23 protein-coding genes are annotated in these 20,094 nt (G+C 42.6%); 15 read left to right on the top strand and 8 right to left on the bottom strand.

The features are described from left to right. Nucleotides 1-377: 377 nt before the first annotated feature. Nucleotides 378-1,175 carry an MlaE family lipid ABC transporter permease subunit gene (locus tag I8752_RS23240; protein WP_214434623.1) on the top strand — a complete coding sequence of 266 codons (798 nt, stop codon included), beginning with the start codon at nucleotides 378-380 and terminating at the stop codon, nucleotides 1,173-1,175. Nucleotides 1,176-1,600: 425 nt separating this feature from the next. On the opposite strand, the gene rsgA is transcribed toward I8752_RS23240, so the two are convergent. Genes rsgA through dnaJ form a run of 3 tightly spaced genes read right to left on the bottom strand, consistent with a single transcriptional unit; the run spans nucleotide 1,601 to nucleotide 4,091 of the window. Next, complete coding sequence (gene rsgA, locus I8752_RS23235) at nucleotides 1,601-2,707, bottom strand: small ribosomal subunit biogenesis GTPase RsgA (RefSeq protein WP_214434622.1); 1,107 nt, start codon at nucleotides 2,705-2,707, stop codon at nucleotides 1,601-1,603. After that, nucleotides 2,707-2,961, bottom strand: coding sequence for a sulfurtransferase TusA family protein (locus I8752_RS23230; protein WP_214434621.1), 255 nt, complete (start codon nucleotides 2,959-2,961; stop codon nucleotides 2,707-2,709). Before I8752_RS23230 ends, rsgA begins: the two co-directional genes overlap by 1 nt. Continuing rightward, nucleotides 2,961-4,091: a molecular chaperone DnaJ gene (gene dnaJ, locus I8752_RS23225; protein WP_214434620.1), complete on the bottom strand. Its 1,131-nt coding sequence runs from the start codon at nucleotides 4,089-4,091 to the stop codon at nucleotides 2,961-2,963. Before dnaJ ends, I8752_RS23230 begins: the two co-directional genes overlap by 1 nt. A gap of 76 nt (nucleotides 4,092-4,167) precedes the next feature. On the opposite strand from dnaJ, the gene I8752_RS23220 reads away from it, so the two are divergent. Next, a complete protein-coding gene (locus I8752_RS23220; protein WP_214434619.1) occupies nucleotides 4,168-4,359 on the top strand; it encodes a hypothetical protein in 192 nt (63 codons plus the stop codon). A gap of 485 nt (nucleotides 4,360-4,844) precedes the next feature. Here I8752_RS23220 and dnaK read toward each other — a convergent pair whose 3' ends face one another. The 3 genes from dnaK to grpE form a co-directional block, all read right to left on the bottom strand. Beyond that, nucleotides 4,845-6,806, bottom strand: coding sequence for a molecular chaperone DnaK (gene dnaK / locus I8752_RS23215; protein ID WP_214434618.1), 1,962 nt, complete (start codon nucleotides 6,804-6,806; stop codon nucleotides 4,845-4,847). A gap of 13 nt (nucleotides 6,807-6,819) precedes the next feature. Further along, the gene (locus I8752_RS23210) at nucleotides 6,820-6,966 is read right to left on the bottom strand and encodes a hypothetical protein (protein WP_214434617.1); all 147 of its coding nucleotides are present in this window, start codon (nucleotides 6,964-6,966) and stop codon (nucleotides 6,820-6,822) included. 132 nt (nucleotides 6,967-7,098) lie between these two features. Continuing rightward, nucleotides 7,099-7,842: a nucleotide exchange factor GrpE gene (gene grpE, locus I8752_RS23205; RefSeq protein WP_214434616.1), complete on the bottom strand. Its 744-nt coding sequence runs from the start codon at nucleotides 7,840-7,842 to the stop codon at nucleotides 7,099-7,101. 435 nt (nucleotides 7,843-8,277) lie between these two features. Here grpE and I8752_RS23200 point away from each other — a divergent pair, with 435 nt between their 5' ends. From I8752_RS23200 to I8752_RS23180, 5 genes are all read left to right on the top strand, one after another. Then, nucleotides 8,278-10,290 (top strand): GspE/PulE family protein, encoded by a 2,013-nt coding sequence (locus I8752_RS23200; RefSeq protein ID WP_214434615.1) that lies wholly within the window; start codon nucleotides 8,278-8,280, stop codon nucleotides 10,288-10,290. Nucleotides 10,291-10,350: 60 nt separating this feature from the next. Then, nucleotides 10,351-11,475: a type IV pilus twitching motility protein PilT gene (locus I8752_RS23195; protein WP_214434614.1), complete on the top strand. Its 1,125-nt coding sequence runs from the start codon at nucleotides 10,351-10,353 to the stop codon at nucleotides 11,473-11,475. Between the two features lie 66 nt (nucleotides 11,476-11,541). Further along, nucleotides 11,542-11,697, top strand: a complete 156-nt coding sequence (locus I8752_RS23190; protein WP_214434613.1) for a hypothetical protein — start codon at nucleotides 11,542-11,544, stop codon at nucleotides 11,695-11,697. A gap of 42 nt (nucleotides 11,698-11,739) precedes the next feature. Further along, nucleotides 11,740-12,963, top strand: coding sequence for a type II secretion system F family protein (locus I8752_RS23185; RefSeq protein WP_214434612.1), 1,224 nt, complete (start codon nucleotides 11,740-11,742; stop codon nucleotides 12,961-12,963). Between the two features lie 119 nt (nucleotides 12,964-13,082). Beyond that, nucleotides 13,083-13,643 (top strand): hypothetical protein, encoded by a 561-nt coding sequence (locus I8752_RS23180; protein ID WP_214434611.1) that lies wholly within the window; start codon nucleotides 13,083-13,085, stop codon nucleotides 13,641-13,643. A 68-nt stretch (nucleotides 13,644-13,711) separates the two neighbouring features. Here I8752_RS23180 and bioU read toward each other — a convergent pair whose 3' ends face one another. After that, nucleotides 13,712-14,716 carry a (S)-8-amino-7-oxononanoate synthase BioU gene (gene bioU, locus I8752_RS23175; RefSeq protein WP_214434610.1) on the bottom strand — a complete coding sequence of 335 codons (1,005 nt, stop codon included), beginning with the start codon at nucleotides 14,714-14,716 and terminating at the stop codon, nucleotides 13,712-13,714. Nucleotides 14,717-15,282: 566 nt separating this feature from the next. Between bioU and I8752_RS23170 the strand changes: the two genes are divergently transcribed. From I8752_RS23170 to I8752_RS23135, 8 genes are all read left to right on the top strand, one after another. After that, on the top strand, nucleotides 15,283-16,197 hold the full coding sequence (locus I8752_RS23170) for a hypothetical protein (RefSeq protein ID WP_214434609.1): 915 nt from the start codon (nucleotides 15,283-15,285) through the stop codon (nucleotides 16,195-16,197). A 5-nt stretch (nucleotides 16,198-16,202) separates the two neighbouring features. Next, nucleotides 16,203-16,976, top strand: a complete 774-nt coding sequence (locus I8752_RS23165; RefSeq protein WP_214434608.1) for a hypothetical protein — start codon at nucleotides 16,203-16,205, stop codon at nucleotides 16,974-16,976. 282 nt (nucleotides 16,977-17,258) lie between these two features. After that, complete coding sequence (locus tag I8752_RS23160; protein ID WP_214434607.1) at nucleotides 17,259-17,519, top strand: AbrB/MazE/SpoVT family DNA-binding domain-containing protein; 261 nt, start codon at nucleotides 17,259-17,261, stop codon at nucleotides 17,517-17,519. Beyond that, the gene (locus I8752_RS23155) at nucleotides 17,513-17,836 is read left to right on the top strand and encodes a type II toxin-antitoxin system PemK/MazF family toxin (RefSeq protein ID WP_225895855.1); all 324 of its coding nucleotides are present in this window, start codon (nucleotides 17,513-17,515) and stop codon (nucleotides 17,834-17,836) included. Before I8752_RS23160 ends, I8752_RS23155 begins: the two co-directional genes overlap by 7 nt. 69 nt (nucleotides 17,837-17,905) lie before the next feature. Next, nucleotides 17,906-18,139 (top strand): hypothetical protein, encoded by a 234-nt coding sequence (locus I8752_RS23150; protein WP_214434605.1) that lies wholly within the window; start codon nucleotides 17,906-17,908, stop codon nucleotides 18,137-18,139. A gap of 319 nt (nucleotides 18,140-18,458) precedes the next feature. Continuing rightward, complete coding sequence (locus tag I8752_RS23145) at nucleotides 18,459-18,668, top strand: DUF2997 domain-containing protein (RefSeq protein ID WP_214434604.1); 210 nt, start codon at nucleotides 18,459-18,461, stop codon at nucleotides 18,666-18,668. Between the two features lie 38 nt (nucleotides 18,669-18,706). After that, the gene (locus I8752_RS23140) at nucleotides 18,707-19,093 is read left to right on the top strand and encodes a DUF1257 domain-containing protein (protein WP_214434603.1); all 387 of its coding nucleotides are present in this window, start codon (nucleotides 18,707-18,709) and stop codon (nucleotides 19,091-19,093) included. Next, nucleotides 19,093-19,554 (top strand): ferredoxin, encoded by a 462-nt coding sequence (locus I8752_RS23135; RefSeq protein WP_214434602.1) that lies wholly within the window; start codon nucleotides 19,093-19,095, stop codon nucleotides 19,552-19,554. The genes I8752_RS23140 and I8752_RS23135 overlap by 1 nt, the downstream gene beginning before the upstream one ends. A gap of 95 nt (nucleotides 19,555-19,649) precedes the next feature. On the opposite strand, the gene I8752_RS23130 is transcribed toward I8752_RS23135, so the two are convergent. Next, on the bottom strand, nucleotides 19,650-20,094 hold a 445-nt coding region (locus I8752_RS23130; protein WP_214434601.1), incomplete at its 5' end, for an ISAs1 family transposase.

Genomic DNA, 20,094 nt, shown 5'->3' with positions numbered 1-20,094 from the left:
GTTTTAAACTAAGTTAATGTTTTACCGGAATTGAAGATGTGGGTAAGCTGATAATCATTCAAATTGCATCCCCCGAAGTTTGCAAGGGCGGGGGGAACCCTCCGAAGTTGCTCCACTTGGTGAGGAAGTTCAAGTCTTGGCGGTTCCCGTCGAGTTGAAACTTCCGAACCCGAAGGGGCAAAGCCCAAGACCGCACTTCTCTTTGCACGCAACTTCTCTCCGCGTCTTTCTAAGGCAAAGGATTGTGCAACTTAAAGACAGATTAGCTTAGAGATGAGATAGAAAGAGCAGGGAGAGATGGGGAAGAAAAGAACTGATAACTAATGGCTAATAAATTCCGCTATTCTTAAGGCAGTTACCGAGTTAGCCAAAGAACATTGAGCGAAACTACATCCAAATCCAGTTTAGGAGCATGGAGTCAACGGTTGCTGGCAGCCATTTTCTTAGGTGGACAGGTGATAATTCACCTAGTGAAAGGCAAAATTAATTGGCGCAACACTTTAGATCAAATGGCTGCCGTTGGCCCAGATTCTCTGTTTATTGCCCTATTGACGGCTGTTTTTGTCGGGGCAGTGTTTACCATTCAAGTAGCGCGGGAGTTTATTAACTTTGGTGCTGGAAACCTTGTCGGCGGAGTACTGGCAGTAGCCTTGACAAGAGAACTATCTCCCGTGTTGACAGCAGTAGTTTTGGCGGGGCGAGTTGGTTCTGCCTTCGCAGCAGAAATTGGTACTATGCGGGTGACAGAACAAATCGACGCTATGTTGATTTTAAGAACCGATCCAATTGACTATCTAGTGATTCCCCGCGTACTTGCTTGCTGCTTAATGCTACCAATTTTAACTCTTCTGTCTTTGGTGACAGGAATGGTGGGGGGATTGATAATTGCGACGACTATATATAGTATTTCTGACAGCGTATTTCTGGACTCAGTTCGCAACCTTGTAGGTGTTGGGGATATTGTGAGCGCGATGGTCAAAGCATGTTGCTTTGGCTTGTTAATCGCCGTAATTGGTTGCAGTTGGGGCTTGACAACCACGGGAGGAGCCAAAGGCGTGGGACAATCAACGACAACTGCTGTTGTTACAGCCTTGCTAATTATATTTATCAGCAACTTCTTTCTTTCATGGTTAATGTTTCAAGGAACAGGTAGTGCACTTCTGCAAAAATTCTAGGAATGCTTCTATTGAGTGCTGAATCACCGAAGTTTGCAAGGGCGGGGGGAACCCTCCGAAGTTGACGACAGTTGCCTCAAGTCGGGAAACCCGCCCACAGCACTGTCTCCTCCACTTGGTGAGGAAGTTCAAGTCTTGGATGGCACTTCCTTCAAGCCGGGAAACCCGTCCAACGGAGTGCCTCCGGTTCCCGTCGAGTTGAAACTTCCGAACCCGAAGGGGCAAAGCCCAAGACCGCACTTCTCTCTGTGGTTCGATTTTTCAGAACTTGTGTGGAAGTTTAGCAGCAAAATCTTCTTAACCCAAACTGAGCTGAGGGATTACGTATCACGATTATCTGAGGTTCGTTAACTGCTGACAGTTAACAGTCCATCAACAGTCAACACGATAAAGATGTACAAATTAAATACGCGACAGCTTACTCCCTATTCCTCGTCCTGATACAAATCTTGCAGCGCTTGCAGTTGAGTCCGGCGAGAGACACGACGGTATTTTTTACTTTCCAACTTGGGTTCGTATTGACTTTGGCCTTTGCCTTTGGTTTTTAATTTCAAAGTAGATTCCGGATCGGCTTGTTGATTCAGCTGGATTTGCCGGGCGATCGCTTCATCCAAAAATTCTAAATAATGTTGATAGCGCTCCCAGTCTCCACGCACTGCACAATCAGGCTCATCTCGATGCAGGCAATCACTAAACCGACAGCTAGCAACTGCTAACCGCTCTCTAGCCTCTGGGAAATAATATACTAATTCTTCTGGAGGACAATCCAAGTCAGGCTGATTAAAGCCAGGAGTATCTGCCAGTAAACCACCGCTGGGCAATTCAAATAATTCTACATGGCGGGTTGTGTGGCGACCGCGAGCTAATTTGCCAGAAACTTCTCCCACTCGCAGGTTGGCAGTGGGAATCAGCGCATTAATCAGGCTAGATTTACCTACGCCAGAAGGCCCGGCAATTACAGTAATTTTATGATTTAGATAGTTGGCTGCTTGGTCGATATTAATTTGATTTTGAACGCTGATAAATATTGGGCTATAGCCCCAATTTAAAAGGCGATCGCTAATTTGCTGTTGTACCTGTGGCGAGACTAAATCGCTTTTATTAAGACACAAAAGTACATCTAGGTCAGTAGACTCTGCCTTAACTAGAAATCGACTGAGCTGATAAGGTTCTAAAGGCGGGTCGGCAACAGCAAAAACTAAGAGGATTTGGTTCGTATTGGCAATTGGTGGACGATCTAGCTGAGTTTGACGGGGCAGAACATCAGCGATCGCCCCTCGTCCTCCAGCCCAATCTGGCTCTTCTACAACGACGCGATCGCCCACCATTACCTGTTGTCCAATTTTTTTCAAGCGTGTTCTACGCGTACATAGAAGAACTGGGACAGAAGCATCGGAATTTACGTTTTCCTCTGCTTTTTTGCTCTCCTGCTCCCTATCCTCTCGCTCCAGCTGTACTCGATAAAAATTTGCCTGTACAGCCAGTACCGTACCAAGTAACTGTCCGGTAGTAGAAATAACTTCCCCTTTCATTAGGTAGTCACAGGACGGCGGACTAACAGGGAAAAGTAGCCAGTGCAGTCTGTAATTTGTTCTATGTGATAACCTGCCATTGTCAGGCTATCAGGAACCTGCTCAATTGGCTCTCCGGTATCTAGCCATACTTCCAGCAAACTTCCCGATGGCATTTGTTCCAGACGTAGTTTTGTCCGCACAAAATTGATCGGGCAAGGGGTGCCGCGCAAATCGAGTTGAGCATCGGGAGTTGAAAGGGAAGATAGACTCATCACTTAAATAGATTTCCCAAGAATCCTTCTAGACCACCTTTACCAGTACGGTCTCCTTTAATTTTAGCCAGCTTCTCCAGCAACTCTCTCTCCTCTGGGGTTACTTTAGTCGGAATATCAATTAATACCGTCAGCAGATGATCGCCTCGACTAACAGGATTTCCCAAACGAGGCACACCGCGATTTTCCAACTTCATCACTGTATTTGGCTGGGTTCCCGCTGGAATTATCAGTTCTACTGGTCCATCTACTGTATTTACTTCTAAACGGCAACCTAAAACCGCTTGTAAGTAGCTGACTTTAATTTCTGAGAGAACGTTGATGCCATCTCTTTGGAATTCTTCATCCTCATTTACAAACAAGTAAACGTACAAATCTCCAGCAGGACCACCACGTTGACCTGCATCTCCTTCTTGGGATATCCGCAAACGCGTACCATTGTCTACCCCAGCTGGAATCGTAATTTTGAGTTTCTTGGTGACTTGATTTGTGCCCTTACCATCACAAGAATCACATTTGTCTTCAACTACCATTCCTGTACCGTTACAGGTGGGACAAGTCGAGACTTGAGTGAAGCTACCGAAAGGCGTTCTCGTGACCCGACGGACTTGACCCGAACCGCTACAAGTTGCACAAGTCCGAGGGCGAGTTCCGGGTTTCGCACCAGAGCCGCTACAGACTTCACAAGTTTCGAGATGCGAAATCCGAATTTCTTTTTCACCACCAAATACCGCTTCTCGAAAATCTAACTTCAGGTCTAACCGTAAATCATCACCCCGCACTGGGCCGCTGCGCCGTCTTTGCGTTTGACCGCCTACGCCGCTACCAGCAAAGCCGCTGAAAATGCTTTCAAAGATATCGGCAAAACCACCCATGTCACCCATATCTTGAAAACCGACACCAGCACCTCCAGAGACACCTGCTTCGCCAAAACGGTTGTAACGCTCTCGCGTTTCTGGCTCAGAAAGAACTTCATAAGCGCGGTTAATTTCCTTAAAGCGTTCCTCCGCCCCCGGTTCTTTGTTGACATCTGGGTGATACTTCCGGGCTAAACGGCGATAGGCTTGTTTAATTTCTTCTTTGTCGGCGTCACGAGAGACACCCAGAATTTCATAGTAGTCGCGGGCCATATAACAAAGGTAAAAGTTAGAAGGAAGAAAGCGGAAGGCAGAAGGCAGGAGACAGGAGCTAAGGCAGACCCTAGTCTTGGTGAGTCCACTTGCCGTCTTGGCGCGTGCGAAGGGTGGCAAGTGGCGAACCCCCTTCGGGTTCCTGAGTTCGCAATCGACGCAGAGCGCCAAGACTGCGACTCACTCACCAAGTGGAGGAACTGCCGATTTGAAGAACGTTAGCGAGGCACGAGGATCGCCCGTTCTCAAAAGCGTTCCCGTAGGGTAGGGCAGAAGGCAAAAAGTTAATTTTTATTAATAATTGATTTTACCTTTTACCTTTTACCTTTTACAAAAATAACTAGTTAGTTTTTAGCTACAGGTGCTTTTGCATCGAAGACGAAAAAAGCTACCCAAATTTAGCCGCAAAGGAGGCAGAGCGTTAGATTTATCTCTGCCTAAGTCTGTCTCTTTTCTAATTGTGCTACGTAGGATGGGAAAACCCCCTTATGAACCAGAGGGGCTAGCCGCACCATCAGGTGTGGAAAACCCCCCATATGCATTAGATCGCTTTTGTATTGGAACACAATTTAGTTCGAGGCAATTTGCTTCTACAATCTAGCAAACTTAGCACTGGGGATTGGGAACTGGTGAGACAGCGCTACGGGAGGGTTTCCCTCCGTAGGCGACTGCGAACCCGAAGGGTGACTGGGTAATTAGGAAACAATTCTGATAATCCCTTATGTCTAATACTCAATCCTCGATCCCCAATCCCTAATCTATCGCTTCGTAATCAGCTTGTGCAGTATTTTCCTCATCAAAATCAAAGTTAAATTGTGGTATTAGTGTTCCATTCATGGGGCGATCCAAGTCTGAAGGGAACTGACTATCTGAAGCTTTTTCAACTTCATCAGTGTTTTGCTCGTTAGCTCGATTGTAAACATCAGCCCCAATAGCAAATAGAGATTGTTGGAAGTCATCTAAGCAGGAGCGAAATTCTTGGAGAGAAATTCCCGGATTATTCATTACAGCTTGGAGTTGTATGACTTTTTCCTGAGCTAAAGCCTTCATTTGTTCGCCAATCCAGTTGGCATTATCCTTCAAGGTAGATTCATAGCTAGCCAAAAGATTATCTCCTTGGTTTTTGAGTTCTACCAATTCTTTGCGTCTTCTGTCATCTTCGGCAAAAACTTCTGCCTCTTGCCGCATTCTTTCTACTTCATTGGCACTTAAGCCACCTGTATTAGTAATCCGAATACTCTGCTCTCTACCTGTACCTTTGTCTTGCGCCCCAACTTTGAGGATACCGTTGACATCAATTTCAAAAGATACTTCTATTTGCGGTACGCCACGGGGAGCCGGGGGAATTCCTGCTAAGAGAAACTTGCCAAGACTTTTATTATCTCTTGCCATTGCCCGTTCGCCCTGAAGGACGTGAATTTCCACTGAGATTTGTCCATCAATTGCTGTGGAAAACACTTGCGACTTGCTCGTAGGAATTGTGGTGTTGCGTTCGATGATTTTGGTGAACACTTCTCCTAAAGTTTCAATTCCCAAGGACAACGGGGTGACATCTAACAACAGCAGATTATCAACTTCACCACCCAATACCCCAGCTTGAATTGCAGCTCCTAGCGCTACTGCTTCATCAGGATTGACAGAGCGATCGGGGGCTTTACCATTAAAGAACTTAATTAGCGCGTTTTGGACTGCGGGAATCCGAGTCGAGCCACCTACCAAAATAATCCGATCTATATTTTGCGGTTTCAGGTCTGCGTCCTTCAACGCCTGGATCATCGGTTCGATGGTCGCTTCGATTAAGTGAGCTGCCAATTCCTCAAATTTGGAGCGGCTGAGTTCCATCTCCATATGCTTTGGCCCTGTTTCATCGGCGGTGATGAATGGCAAGTTGATGGAGGTATTTGCCATATTGGAAAGTTCAATTTTGGCCTTTTCCGCTGCCTCCCGCAAGCGTTGCAGCGCCATTTTATCTTGGGAAAGGTCGATTTTCTCTTGCTGCTGGAAGCGTTCAATCATCCAACGCACAATACAGTTATCAAAGTCGTCTCCACCCAATTGGTTATTACCGCAAGTGGCCTTAACTTCAAAAACTCCATCCCCAAGCTGCAAAATGGATACGTCAAAAGTACCGCCTCCCAAGTCAAAGACTAAAATCAGCTGCTCTTGGTCTTGCTTATCCAATCCAAAGGCGAGAGCTGCGGCGGTTGGTTCGTTAATAATTCGTAAGACTTCTAGCCCAGCAATCGTACCAGCATCTTTAGTTGCTTGTCTTTGAGCGTCTGTGAAATATGCCGGTACGGTAATTACTGCCTGAGTGACTGCTTCACCTAAAAAGTTTTCCGCATCCTGTTTGAGCTTTTGCAGGATCATGGCAGATATTTCTTGCGGTGTGTAGTTACGCCCGCGAATGTGGACATCAACGGTATCGTCCCTACCTTTAACACAGCTATAAGGTACGCGATCGCGTTCGGTGTCAGTATCCTCCCAGCGACGACCGATGAATCGCTTGATACTGTAAATTGTGTTCTCAGCATTAGTTACGGCTTGGCGCTTTGCCAGCTGACCGACTAAGCGATCGCCACCCTTGCCAAATCCCACAATACTCGGAGTGGTTCGTCCGCCTTCAGAACTGGCGATTACAATCGGTTGCCCACCTTCCAAAACTGCGACGCAACTGTTAGTTGTGCCTAAGTCGATCCCAATAACTTTTCCCATACGTACAGTATTTTTACTGAAATGCTTCTGCCGCGATCTTTCGCGGGCTATCTTTTGTACTGGCTAAAGCGCGCAAAGGCTTTTGTGAATCTACTGTTGCAGAATAAATACACAAAGTTGCCCTAGGGTCGGCTGGTTTTGAGAAAATCGCTTTCTGCATCCGAACGAACTGCTATCAAAAGGCAGGCTGTTAAAGTTTAACCAACCTCAACAGCCTCATCCTTGTGAAGATATGCGATGCTCGCCTTTGCTAGAACCTAGGCTTTTGGTCAATGAGGCGAGCAACTCCAGCTTAACTATCAGCTGAAGACTGATTTTCCGATGCAGATGACGTATCTTCCTTAGGAGCAGCCACCTTCACCATGGCATGGCGTAGCACGCGATCGCCCAAATAATATCCGCGTACTAACTCTTCTAACACTGTTCCTTCAGGATGTTCATCCGTAGGTTCCCGCATTACTGCCTCATGCAGGTTGGGATCGAATTCTTGACCGTCAGGACGCATGGGCGACACACCTAAGCGCTTCAAGGAATCAACCAATTGTTTGTAAACGCCTTGATAACTTTTGTGAATTGTCATCTCGCCTTCAGATTGTGGCTTGAGATGCGATCGCGCCCGTTCAAAATTATCGACTACTGGCAGCAATTCCAGAATCGTGTTCCGCTTTACTTGCGCGTCTAGTTCTTCTTTTTCTTTACTAGTACGTTTACGGTAATTCTCAAAATCTGCGGCAATCCGCATGTATTGAGTATTGCGTTCTTCTAGTTGCGCTTTTAAAGACTCGATTTGTTGAGTCAATTCTGTCAAAGCTGCTGTTTGTGCTTCTGTCTTCTCAGATGCAGCAACGCCATTTTCTGGTGTAAGTGTCGTATCTCCCGGTACATTGTTTGGGGCTGCCACTTGCTCAGTAACCTCGCTGCCAGATTCGTTGGAATTGATTTGAGTTGGGGAGTCGCTCATCATTACTTGCTTTACCTCTGTTGGTTCACCCAGTTGCTGGCTTGTATTGTTTATCTGTTTATTTTCGTCCATCATTGTCTACTCATTCCAGATGTTGTTTGCGATAGTAAATCGCCACAGTTTGCAACCATTGCTATTCAAGGGTTGCAACTGAAGCCGATTTTATTGCCGACATTTTCCTGGAAGTGATGTCACCGTCCTCTTATTGTGACAAATGGCGAACACCTTAGCGCAAACGCTCTAAGGGCGGTTAACCCGAACGAGTAGGGACGAAAGACGAAATATTCAGGCTAAAGAGTGAAGATTTCAATTTTATACTTCACACTTTACTGTACAGGTGCTATGCCCTTACGCCCGCTTCACACTTCATCTTTTATCCTTCATACTTCATCTGTTGATTCTTTACACTCGATCCTATGGTTGAAATGAATTTGCTAAGTGTAAATGAAAATTCTGTGCCCCAGCCTGGGAATACTTTAACCAGAGGTTTTCCCTACTCATTGCTCACCTATGACCCACTCGTCACCACAACGGCGCAGTACCGCTCTAACTACAAGAACAGAGTTTTCACCCTTTGGTAACAAGCTAGTACAGTCTGGCTATGTCAATACCGAACAGATGAGGCAAGCACTGATTGAAAGCCGCAAGTCTGGCAGACCCCTAACGGAAGTGCTGGAGTCAATCACTGGGCGACAACTATCACCTGAGTTCCTCAGGCAGTATAAGAAACAGCAGCTATTTGAACTTAAAATACTCTACGGTGTTGAATTCCTCGATCCGGAAGTCAACAACATTGGCAACACGATGGTGGGGAACCTGATTGAAACCTTGATCCCCGTCGATATTTGTCGTCGTCATCGCTTAGTACCGCTATCAAAAAATGAAGACCAAAATCCGCCCTGTGTTTTAGTGGCAATGGTCGATCCGGATAATTTAGAAGCTTCGGATGACTTGAACCGCATCTTGCGCCCACAAGGTCTGGCATTACAGCGCATGGTGATTACACAGGAAGATTATCAGCAGCTGATTAACCAATACTTGGATGAGTTAGCAGTACGGCAAAAGCACCTAGAACAAGAAAAGTTTACAGATATCAATCAAGATTTAGAAAATCTTGGCAATCTCGATTTAGAAGATGCCCCAGATGATATGGAGGCTGACTTAGGGGCAGCCATGAAGGGTGCTGAGGATGCCCCTGTGATCAGCCTGGTGAATAGAATTCTTGCTAAAGCTTTGCATGAGAAAGTTTCTGATATTCACATCGAACCCCAAGAAGAAAATTTACGCATTCGTTTTCGTAAGGATGGCGTGCTGCGGGAAGCTTTCCCAGAACTTCCAAAAAAAATCATTCCAGCGGTTACAGCCAGATTTAAAATCATTTCTAATCTAGATATTGCCGAACGGCGTTTACCTCAAGATGGACGTATCCGCCGGATATTTGAGGGACGGAAGGTAGATTTTCGTGTGAATACCTTGCCCAGCCGCTATGGGGAAAAGGTAGTACTGCGGATTTTGGATAACTCGTCCACTCAACTAGGATTAAATAAATTAATTACCGATCCAGAGACTTTGCAGATTGTCCAGGATATGGTCGCCAAGCCTTTTGGTTTGATTTTGGTAACAGGGCCGACTGGTTCGGGTAAAACGACCTCGCTGTATTCGGCACTGTCAGAAAAGAACTCTCCTGGAATTAATATCAGTACTGTAGAAGACCCGATTGAGTATAGCTTGCCAGGGATTACTCAAGTACAGGTAATTCGGGAAAAAGGACTGGATTTTGCAACAGCGTTACGGGCGTTTTTGCGACAAGACCCAGATGTGTTGCTTGTGGGTGAAACGCGGGACAAAGAAACGGCAAAAACAGCTATTGAAGCTGCTTTGACTGGCCACTTAGTATTAACTACTTTACATACCAATGATGCCCCAGGAGCGATCGCTCGTTTAGGAGAAATGGGCATTGAACCTTTCATGGTTTCTAGCTCTTTAATTGGCGTTTTAGCACAGCGCTTAGTGCGGCGTGTATGTTCCGATTGCCGCATTCCTTATACTCCTACAACTGAAGAACTGGCTCGCTATGGTCTATCTGCTTCTCAGGATGTAGGAGTAACTTTCTACAAAGCTAACACCTTGACAACAGAAGCAGTTGCAGAAGCCAAAGCTAAAAATCAGCTTTGCCCAGCATGTAATGGTGTTGGTTACAAAGGACGTTGTGGTGTTTATGAAGTTATGCGTATTACCGAAAATTTGCAAACTCTGATTAACAAAGAAGCATCCACAGAACGTATCAAAGAAGTGGCAGTAGAAGAAGGGATGAAAACCTTACTTGCCTACAGTTTGGACTTAGTACGCCAAGGTGCAACCACTCTAGAAGAAGTAGAACGAGTAACCTTTACTGATACAGGTTTGGAAGCTGAGTTAAAAGCCAAACGCAAAAGCGGTCTTACTTGTAGAACTTGTAGTGCCGAATTAAAACCAGAATGGCTGGATTGTCCCTACTGTATGACACCTCGGTTTGAAGATTAGTAAATAGTCAGTGGTTAGTAGCAAAGCAAAAATTAACAACTAATAAAAGGAAGCAAAACTATGGAATTGATGATTGAAGACTTGATGGAACAACTGATTGAAATGGGTGGTTCGGATATGCATTTATCCGCAGGTTTACCTCCCTACTTCCGCATCAGTGGTAAACTCACTCCCATTGGCGATGAGGTTATGTCGGCCGATCAGTGTCAAAGACTGATTTTTAGTATGCTCAACAATACCCAGCGTAAAACTTTAGAACAAACCTGGGAATTGGATTGCTCGTATGGTGTGAAGGGTTTAGCTCGCTTCCGGGTCAATGTCTATAAAGAACGTGGTGCTTATGCCGCTTGTTTACGAGCATTGAGTTCTAAAATTCCTAACTTTGAAAAATTAGGTTTGCCAGATGTAGTGCGGGAAATGTCTGATAAGCCCAGAGGGTTGATTTTGGTTACAGGTCCTACCGGTTCTGGTAAAACTACTACCCTAGCGGCAATGATCGACTTAATTAACCGCACCAAAGCAGAGCATATTTTGACGGTGGAAGACCCAATTGAATTTGTTTACGAACCGATCAAAAGCTTAGTCCACCAGCGGCAATTGGGTGAAGATACTAAAAGCTTTGCTAATGCTTTGAAAGCAGCCCTACGGGAAGATCCAGATATTATTCTGGTGGGGGAAATGCGAGATTTGGAAACAATTTCTTTGGCGATTTCAGCGGCGGAAACAGGACACTTAGTATTTGGGACGCTGCATACCAGTTCTGCTGCACAAACTGTTGACCGGATTATTGACGTTTTCCCGCATGAAAGACAAACACAAGTAAGAGTGCAGTTATCTAACTCACTGGTAGCAGTTTTTAGTCAGACCTTAGTATCAAAGAAAAATCCCAAACCAGGTGAATATGGTCGGGTAATGGCCCAAGAAATTTTGATCGTCACTCCTGCTATTTCTAACTTGATTCGAGAAGGCAAAACATCTCAAATTTACTCAGCTATTCAAACCGGTGGCAAATTGGGGATGCAAACTTTAGAGAAAGTTTTAGCTGATTATTACAAAGCCGGAACTATATCCTTTGAAGCGGCAATGTCTAAGACTTCTAAGCCAGACGAAATTCAACGTCTGATTGGTACTGCACCACCACCAGGAGGTGCAAAACCAGGTGTTGCGGCAGCTAAAGCGCATTAAACTTTATCTTTGATTAAAACTGGTCGTGGTTAATCGGAAAGCAATGAGTTATGAGGAGCCACTGCCTTGTGGAGCCAGTTGCGTGGTGAGACAGTGCGAGAGAGGGAGTTTCCACGGCACTTCCTACCCTACGAAAAGGCGTTCCGCCCCGTTGTTACAAGTGGCGTTGATGAGTTAGAGATTTTAATTGCTAACTCTTCACTTCTAACTCCTAACTTTTAAAATTACCAATTTTCTCATTTTAAACTTTGTATTTATTAAACCATGCCAACATTTGTTGCCCGTGTTCGGGATTCAAAAGGACAATCTAGAACAGAAAAAATTAGTGCCGAATCCTTGGCACAAGCCCGTACTAACCTCAGAGATAAAGGTTTTGTAGTCCAAGAACTAAAACAATCTCAAGGCTTTCAGGCAAGCTTTGATTTTAAAAAATTTCAAAACTCTTTTGCCAAAGTTCCGATTAAAGAAAAAGCTGTTTTTTCTCGTCAACTTGCTACTTTAATCAATGCTGGCGTGGCAATTGTCAGAAGTTTGGGGGTGCTGTCCGATCAATGTACCAATCCAAAAATGAAACAAGCCTTAATTGATATTAGCAATGATGTTCAAAGCGGGGTCAACCTTTCAGATGCAATGCGTAAGCATCCTGATTGCTTTGATGGTTTGTATGTCAGTATGATTCAGGCTGGTGAAGTTGGTGGTGTACTAGACGAAGTACTGAGTCGTTTAGCCAAGTTATTAGAAGATGTTGCCCGATTACAAAACCAAATTAAATCTGCTCTGGCTTATCCAGTTGTTGTCGGTTTTTTAGCTACTAGCATCTTTGTTGGGATGACAGTTTTTCTTATTCCTATTTTTGCTGGGATTTTCAAAGATTTAGGAACTGAGTTGCCTGCTCTTACCCAATTTTTGATGACTTGTAGTGAAATTTTGAGAAGTTTTTGGTCTTTAGCGATCGTACTTTTTTTTATAGGTGCGGGAATTGCCTATAAACAGTACTACAAAACTCGCGTTGGCAAGGAAACTATTGACCGTCTTTCACTGAAGATGCCATTGTTTGGTGAGTTGATTCAAAAATCTTCAGTTGCTCGCTTTAGCCGAACCTTTGGTGCTTTGACTCGCTCAGGTGTACCGATTCTGACTTCTTTGGAAATTGTACGGGATACATCAGGAAACCAAGTGGTTTCTAATGCCATAGATGCAGCACGTTTAGAAATTCAACAAGGAGGCATGATTAGCATTGCCTTGCAAAAAGAAAAAGTTTTTCCGGCTATGGCAATTCAAATGATTAATATCGGTGAGGAAACTGGGGAATTAGATGCAATGTTGATGAAAATTGCTGATTTTTATGAAGATGAAGTTGAGCAAACTGTCAAAGCACTAACTAGTATTTTGGAACCACTGATGATTGTAGTTCTAGGGGGCATGGTTGGTACGATTATTTTAGCGATGTATTTGCCTCTGTTCAAGGTATTTGAAAAGCTAGGCTAAGTAAAAGTTAGAAGTTATGAGTTAGAAGTTAAAATACTTGATTCCTAACTCCTAATTTATAATTATTCAATTTTCTTGCTAACTTCTCAATTCTCACTATTAAACTAATTTAATAACCCATGCCTGTGCAAAAATCTCACTATGAAGCGAGTTTAGCGGAGTACAGTAATAATTTAGCGGCGATCGCTTTACTTAAGCAACATCGACCATACTTGGAAATGATTCCCAGTCTGCGCCGTCCAGATGATAGTGTAATTGCCATTCCCTTACCAATTGTTCGCTTCCGCAGCACTGCAACGACAGATTCACAGGCGACTTGTTTACCTTGTGATGTGGCAATTTTGATGTGCGATCCAGAGTGGAAAATCAAAACTGGTGTTGAAATTTTAGTCTTTATTCATCGTCCTCACGAAGATTTTTCCGATTTGTTAGGACGATGGCGACAAACTCAGGTGTGGCTAGACAAAGATTATGAATGGTTAATGCCTCCTCGCCACAGTCATATTTTAAGTGAGGGAGCTAATACTATATATCCTCTGTTTGTAGTTTTTAATGAAACATCAGAACGCATCCAAAGAGGTCTAATAGGAGCGGAACTCCCATTTATTATTCAAACAACCCAATCGCTAACTGAAGATAACTTTATAGACTCTTATTCTCCAGAAAGTCCACCAGCATAAATCAATGAAGAATTAAAAATGCCAAAAGAAGAATTTCTCTAGCATTTTTAATTTTTCATTCTTAATTTTTAATTGACAAACTGGGGCATGATTTCAGCAGCGGTGAATATGCCATAAATGCCGCGCTGGTGCAATTGTCTACCAGCTTTGAGATAGCCAAAAGCAGGGCCGCAAACATTGGCTGCCATGCTGGTTTCATCTCCTAAAGTAAAGGTATGGGTGGAAATTTTCCCTTCAAAAGTACGCCCTGTAACTTTCACGTTGGTACTGAGGGGTTTTTTAGGATTGCGGGTATCAACTACACCACCAACAGTAACGCGATCGCGTCCCACTATCCCTGCTACTTCTAGCATTACATCATCGGCGTGTTCCATGTTCTCTAAAGTCAACACGCCATTAGTTTTATCTAGCAATGCTTCTACTTCTGCGTCAGTCATTGCCCTGGCAGTTTCTACTGTATAGCCAGGCATATGCCCAATGTCCTCGCGGACAGTGGCGCGGTAAGCTTCCCAGTTGGCAATTCCCACCCCAAAGGTAATTTCTACCTTGTGAATTTCAGCATAGCTTTGGGCGGCTAAAGCGGCGGCAGCAGTTAACAATCCTGGTGTAGCGCCGCATCCTGTCATGTAGGTAATTCCTGCTGCTTGCAGTTCCTCTTTCATTACCAAGAGTTGTTCTACGGCACTAGTGCGCTTAATCGCATCCACTAGTACCCCACGCCAACCAGATTGGATAAATTGCTTGGCAACAGAAGGAATAAAATCATTAGGTAGATTGGGTAAAGCTAGGAAATACCCATCTACAGGATGACTAGTTGCGATTAAATCTTGAATACTGTTATTACTTAATATCCCAACTGGCTCTAGATAACCTACCGAACCTTGAGACTGGTAGGTTGCAATGCATTCTTGAATATTTAAACCTTCAGCGGCGTAAGCGTAGCCTTTTTGATCTGCTACTGCGACTAACATCATTTCCCGTTTGCCTGCAAGTAGTTTGGCTGCGGCTTGTCCGAGTCCGCCAAAACCCAGTACTCCCACACGTATTGTTTTATTCGCTTGTTCTGTATTCATAGTCAATTTGTAGAGTTGAGTTAACAGCTTTCAGTATTTACCGTCTTGGCTGATAGCTATAAAGGTTAATTATGCTGTATTTTTTTAGCTTCTGAGGCTGAAGGATGCGTTTTTGCTCAAAAAGTGGTTACACACTTGTTCTATTAGTACTTTTAAGGTTATCGTGGGATATTCGTGTTGATTGGGATTGTCAGTGTAATAATTAATTACGCCCAAGCCTAACTAATTACACAACAGTTACCTATTCACTCTTAAATACATAAATAAAAACGTAAGAAGAGAAAGTCGTGCATAACTGCCCATACTGTAATGTTCCAATTAATGAGGCGTATAACTTCTGTTTTAATTGTGAGCAGCAAGTGAAGTGCCTAAATATAGAATGTAGTGCTTATCTACTTAAGGATAAAAGTAAGTGCTTCAGTTGTGGAAGTCCCGTTAATATACCTCAAGATAATTCTGCTTCTATGAATACTTTTTCTCTAGAATAAGAACAATCAGATAGCCATTATTCAAGGAAGGTAAATTTATCTTTTACTGATACTTCAATTGATAAAGTTGCATCTATTATGGGTGGTTACGTACCTCTAACTACAGTTGCAAATCCGCAACGTGTTGTGACTCGTGAACAACAGCCTGTCTTACCTACTTCTCAAAAACCACTAGAAGAAGCACAGTTTTACGATCGGGCTTTACAAGAAGAAACTATTAATACTACAGTTCAAAGTAATCTTGAAACTAATGCCCCTTCAAATTACTTTGAAAAAGATGGGCAGGGTGTTCTGATTTCAATTAATCCTGATTATAAGGGCAAGAACAAAAAGGCTCAACAACAAAGATTCAGTTTACTTTATGTCTGGGCTTATAACTTCCTTCACGAAGAACCCGTTCCTAACAAGGAACACTTGAATAAAGCTGCCAGAATAAATGGAGTATACGATCAAAATTATTCAACACATCTTAATGATGTTGCAAACCGTTTTTTCATTAAATCTGATGGAACTTTTAAAGTTAATCCTACTGGACGTATAGAAATAAATAAAATTATTACAGAAATGCAAAATCAAGATGTTCTTGGTTTTGATTATTCAAAGTCAAATCGAAAGAATTCTAGTCGAAGTTCTCGGATAACTAAAGAAGAAACTAAAAAAATTGAAGAGTGGCTTCAACTACCATCAAGATTTGACAGCTTCGATGTGAGAAAATTAGATACTGGCGTTGAGTATGCCCTTCTTGCCTTGTACGATATTATCAAAGAGTTGAAAACTCAGGACGCTGTGAAACCAGGATTAGCATACGACTACCTCACCAAAAGATATCAAACTGTTTCAGTGAAAAAAGATAATTTTACAAAAGCCTTGACTAACGCCAAAGACTACGGTAAATTTTTTGGACGAACTCATGAAAGTTTATATTATCTAACATCCGAAGGTGAAAGTACTGTAGAAGAATGGCTTAACAAAGATACTTTTCAAAAATTATAGAAATTGTGAGTATTCAAAGATCCAACATTGAAACAGCTTTATATTCTAAGCTGCCAAAAGATATTTTGATTGTATTACTTAATGAGTATCAAAATATTAAGCAAAACTTTTTCTTAAAAAAATTTCGTCCAACTGAATTAAATGCTGCTCGTTTTAGTGAATGCATTCTACGTTTAATTGAATTTTTAGATACGGGCAGTTTTACACCATTTGGAAAACAATTAGATACTCAAAAAATAATCAATCGTGTTACCAGTAACACGAATTTACCAGAAAGTATCCGGTTTTTTATTCCTCAATTAACAAGAGTTCTTCTTGATATAAGAAATAAAAGGAATGTTGCTCATGTAGGTGGAGAAGTAGATCCAAATTATTCTGACTCTTTATTTGTAACACATTCAGCAGACTGGATTTTAATTGAACTTATACGTAATTATCATACTAATAGTATTGATGAAGCAAGAAAAATTGTTGCAAGCATTAACGAGACCAAAATTCCTTTAATAACAGAAATTGATGGCTTTATACGAATTCAAAATACAAAATTAAATTCAGAAGAAAAAACTCTAGTTATTCTCTACTACAAACAGCCAGATAAAATTATTGATTCAGACTTAACGAAATGGATTAAATACACAAATATAAGTAGATATAGAACGCAAATTTTGAAAGCATTGGATGATAAAGCTCTTATCCATTATGAAAATCGCTTCTGTGTTATTCTCCCCAAAGGTATCGTCTGGATTGAAAAAAATATCAATCTAGAATTAATTGTGTAATTAGTGTGGTGTTGAAGAAGGTTATTGATCGCCTCGGATTGGAGCGCTTGCAATGGGCGTACTTACGAATCTCTTGGTTTTACGCCCAGAGCAAATTATGATGTTACATTTTGAGCCAGCATCTCCTAATTTGGTACTGGAAAAAGTGACAGTATAAGCGGTAGGTTAAGGGCGATCGCGTTACATATACAAATAAGCGATCGCCTGACTTTTCGCTGCACTTGACTCTTTATTCTATTGTGCCCACAATGTAATTACTATCCTTTCTTAAGAAACCTAAACATGGGCGCAGCAATTAGAACCAGAATTGTGAAAATCGGCAATTCTCAAGGTGTTCGTATTCCCAAGCCTCTTTTAGAGCAAAGCGGTATTCACACAGAGGTGGAAATTGAGGTTCATGGCGATCGCTTAATTCTTCGCGCAGCACCAAAATTACGGGTTGGATGGGACGAAGCTTTTGCAGAAATGGCAGAACGAAACGATGATGTTCTACTAGATGACGTTAGCATAACAGACTGGGATCGGGTCGAGTGGGAATGGTAGTCAAACGTTTTGATGTTTTCCTAGTTAATCTCGACCACACTATTGGCAGTGAAATTCAGAAAACGCGCCCCTGTGTAGTGATTTCGCCAGACGAAATGAACCGTCATATTGCTACCGTTATTGTTGCTCCAATGACTACAAAAGGACAAGTTTATCCCACACGCGTACCTTGTCTGTTTCAAGGCAAAGAAGGGCAGATTGTTCTCGATCAAATTCGCACAGTGAATAAGGCTCGATTGGTCAAACAGCTTGGTAAAATTAGTGACCACGAGCAAAGAGTAGTTCTCGATACCTTGGCTGAGATGTTTGCCGAGTGAGCTATCTGATATCTCAATAAAGACAAATGTTGGCTACTTAGTGTAAAAAAGATTACTGAAAATTGTTCGTTGAAATGGATTCTTGCTTTGAGACAATTGCCGCAGAGGGTGATTCGAGGCTGTTACGCACTCAAGCAGCATAAAATTTCCGATGCTTTCGCACGTTTAAAAAATATATGGCTAGCGATCGCAGTATTAACTGTTAAACCCAAAAGGTATACGCCGTTTCTGATAACTACTATCTCGTGGCGAACCCTTGAGGAACAGGTTAATTTTAATCATAATGATAAAGTTTTTCAATAAAATTTATATTTTTGTAACTTATATAACTGGCTAGACTACTGAATAATGCTTGATTTTTAGTACTTTGGGAACTTCCCGTAGGATCTCAATTGTCACCTTGACTAATTCATGAGGTTAAGAGAGACTAACTAATGACGGATGTATGCACTTGTTCAAATAATAAGTTTTGTAAAGATTCTGAGATATATATTTTGAGGGATGGAACATTAGTTAACAAACAGTAAGTTTGTATCTAAATCAAAAATGTTCCGACGGCTATATTTTTAGCCTTCTGCTAAGACAGTATAATTCAAGCGTACTATCGTGGTTGGCCAACGGCATGGAGACATTAGAGTTCATAATCTATCCAGACGGTCGGGTACAAGAGAAAGTCACTGGCATTGTGGGTGCTTCTTGCGCCGAGGTTACAGCGGCAATAGAAGCACAGCTGGGGCAAGTAGTCACTCATGAGCCAACCTCAGAATTTTTCGCCGCTAAGGTACAGCAATCGAATGTGGCGAATACGCAAACCACCTACAGCGATTGGTAAATTTTCACAGTAGTTTAGTGTAATTAATTCACACCACCATGTCACACTTTAGCCAAATTAAAACTCAAATCCGTAACCTTGACTCCTTGAAAGATGCTCTGACTGAATTGGGTATAGATTGGAAACCAGGCCCGCGTGAAGTACGCGGCTATCGCGGTCAAACCCATCCTGCGGAAGTGACTATTGAGCAAGAAAATGGCTACGACATCGGTTTTAGATGGAATGGCAAAGAGTACGAATTGGTGGCTGATTTGCAATATTGGCAACAAAATTTGTCTGTCGATGGTTTCTTGCGTCAAGTAACCCAGCGGTATGCTTTCCAAACGGTTATGAAAGAAACTGCTCGTGTTGGCTTTCAAGTTGCGGAACAACAAAAAAATGAAGATGGTTCTATTCGTCTGGTAGTACAACGCTGGAGTGCGTAATGGCTGATTTTCTGCCGTCACCGGAAGAACAAGAGGACAATCGATCCGGTTTTGAACCAGAATTAGGGGGTTTTTTACGGGATTCCCCAGAACGTTCTGGTTTAGAGCCGGAATTGGGTGGTATGCTGCGTCAAAAGGGTGTTTATGTTGATGAAATCACCTGTATTGGTTGTAAACACTGCGCTCATGTGGCGCGCAACACCTTTTATATTGAACCAGATTATGGGCGATCGCGTGTGATTCGCCAAGATGCAGATGCAGAGGAAGTTGTTCAAGAAGCAATTGATACTTGTCCAGTGGACTGCATTCATTGGGTTGATTACACTGAACTGAAAAAGTTAGAAGAAGAGCGTAAATATCAGGTAATTCCTGTAGTCGGCTATCCGGTAGAACAGGCTGTATCTACTGCTCAAAAGCGGCGTAGAAAGCAAAAGTTAAAGAGCAAAAAATCTCGTTATTAAATAAACAACGTTTAATAAATATGAAAAAGGACTGTTTTAAGCAGTCCTTTTATATTTTGTGATGCATTTACCCCCCCTTCGGGGCCAGGGCTGTTTCATTCCACAAGGGCAAGAAGTTTGTCAATATCATTAGAGAGAAATCTTTGAGAAATTGTGATGGAAGGATGACCATTTCGACGGAGTATATTAATGGCGATCACTCTCAATACAGAGAGGTTAGCCGGAGCATTACCCATACGTATTTTTGAGTCGTCCTCCTTGATAACTACGTCTTTAATCCAATGGAGGCGATTTTCGATACTCCAATGACCGCGAATACCACAAGCAAATTCTCGTGCCGAATGAATGAGGCTACTAATGTAACAGACAACCTCATGATATGGTTGACCTCCTCGCGTTCCAGTTCTTTGAACTCGAATTAAGTCCTTAATTCCCGCCCAGGATAGGTCAATTCCATTTAAATCATCAAAAACTTCAACAGTCCTTGTTGCAGAAGTCGTTATATAGAGACCGAAAAAACTAAGAATAGACTGACAACAA

The sequence above is a fragment of the Dendronalium phyllosphericum CENA369 genome, from assembly GCF_016056275.1.
GTDB lineage: Bacteria > Cyanobacteriota > Cyanobacteriia > Cyanobacteriales > Nostocaceae > Dendronalium > Dendronalium phyllosphericum.
The sequence above is the reverse complement of the archived record's forward strand: the minus strand, read 5'-3'. Positions and strand labels throughout refer to the sequence as shown.

Bases quoted from the DNA above. Each gene is read 5' to 3' on its own strand.
- I8752_RS23230 (WP_214434621.1), bottom strand. From the start codon at position 2,961: ATGAGTCTATCTTCCCTTTCAACTCCCGATGCTCAACTCGATTTGCGC.
- I8752_RS23170 (WP_214434609.1), top strand. From the start codon at position 15,283: ATGGGTGGTTACGTACCTCTAACTACAGTTGCAAATCCGCAACGTGTT.
- I8752_RS23145 (WP_214434604.1), top strand. From the start codon at position 18,459: ATGGAGACATTAGAGTTCATAATCTATCCAGACGGTCGGGTACAAGAG.
- I8752_RS23160 (WP_214434607.1), top strand. From the start codon at position 17,259: ATGGGCGCAGCAATTAGAACCAGAATTGTGAAAATCGGCAATTCTCAA.
- I8752_RS23195 (WP_214434614.1), top strand. From the start codon at position 10,351: ATGGAATTGATGATTGAAGACTTGATGGAACAACTGATTGAAATGGGT.
- I8752_RS23200 (WP_214434615.1), top strand. From the start codon at position 8,278: ATGACCCACTCGTCACCACAACGGCGCAGTACCGCTCTAACTACAAGA.
- dnaJ (WP_214434620.1), bottom strand. From the start codon at position 4,091: ATGGCCCGCGACTACTATGAAATTCTGGGTGTCTCTCGTGACGCCGAC.
- I8752_RS23185 (WP_214434612.1), top strand. From the start codon at position 11,740: ATGCCAACATTTGTTGCCCGTGTTCGGGATTCAAAAGGACAATCTAGA.
- bioU (WP_214434610.1), bottom strand. From the start codon at position 14,716: ATGAATACAGAACAAGCGAATAAAACAATACGTGTGGGAGTACTGGGT.
- rsgA (WP_214434622.1), bottom strand. From the start codon at position 2,707: ATGAAAGGGGAAGTTATTTCTACTACCGGACAGTTACTTGGTACGGTA.
- I8752_RS23155 (WP_225895855.1), top strand. From the start codon at position 17,513: ATGGTAGTCAAACGTTTTGATGTTTTCCTAGTTAATCTCGACCACACT.
- I8752_RS23180 (WP_214434611.1), top strand. From the start codon at position 13,083: ATGCCTGTGCAAAAATCTCACTATGAAGCGAGTTTAGCGGAGTACAGT.
- I8752_RS23135 (WP_214434602.1), top strand. From the start codon at position 19,093: ATGGCTGATTTTCTGCCGTCACCGGAAGAACAAGAGGACAATCGATCC.
- dnaK (WP_214434618.1), bottom strand. From the start codon at position 6,806: ATGGGAAAAGTTATTGGGATCGACTTAGGCACAACTAACAGTTGCGTC.
- I8752_RS23210 (WP_214434617.1), bottom strand. From the start codon at position 6,966: ATGCAGAAAGCGATTTTCTCAAAACCAGCCGACCCTAGGGCAACTTTG.
- grpE (WP_214434616.1), bottom strand. From the start codon at position 7,842: ATGATGGACGAAAATAAACAGATAAACAATACAAGCCAGCAACTGGGT.
- I8752_RS23140 (WP_214434603.1), top strand. From the start codon at position 18,707: ATGTCACACTTTAGCCAAATTAAAACTCAAATCCGTAACCTTGACTCC.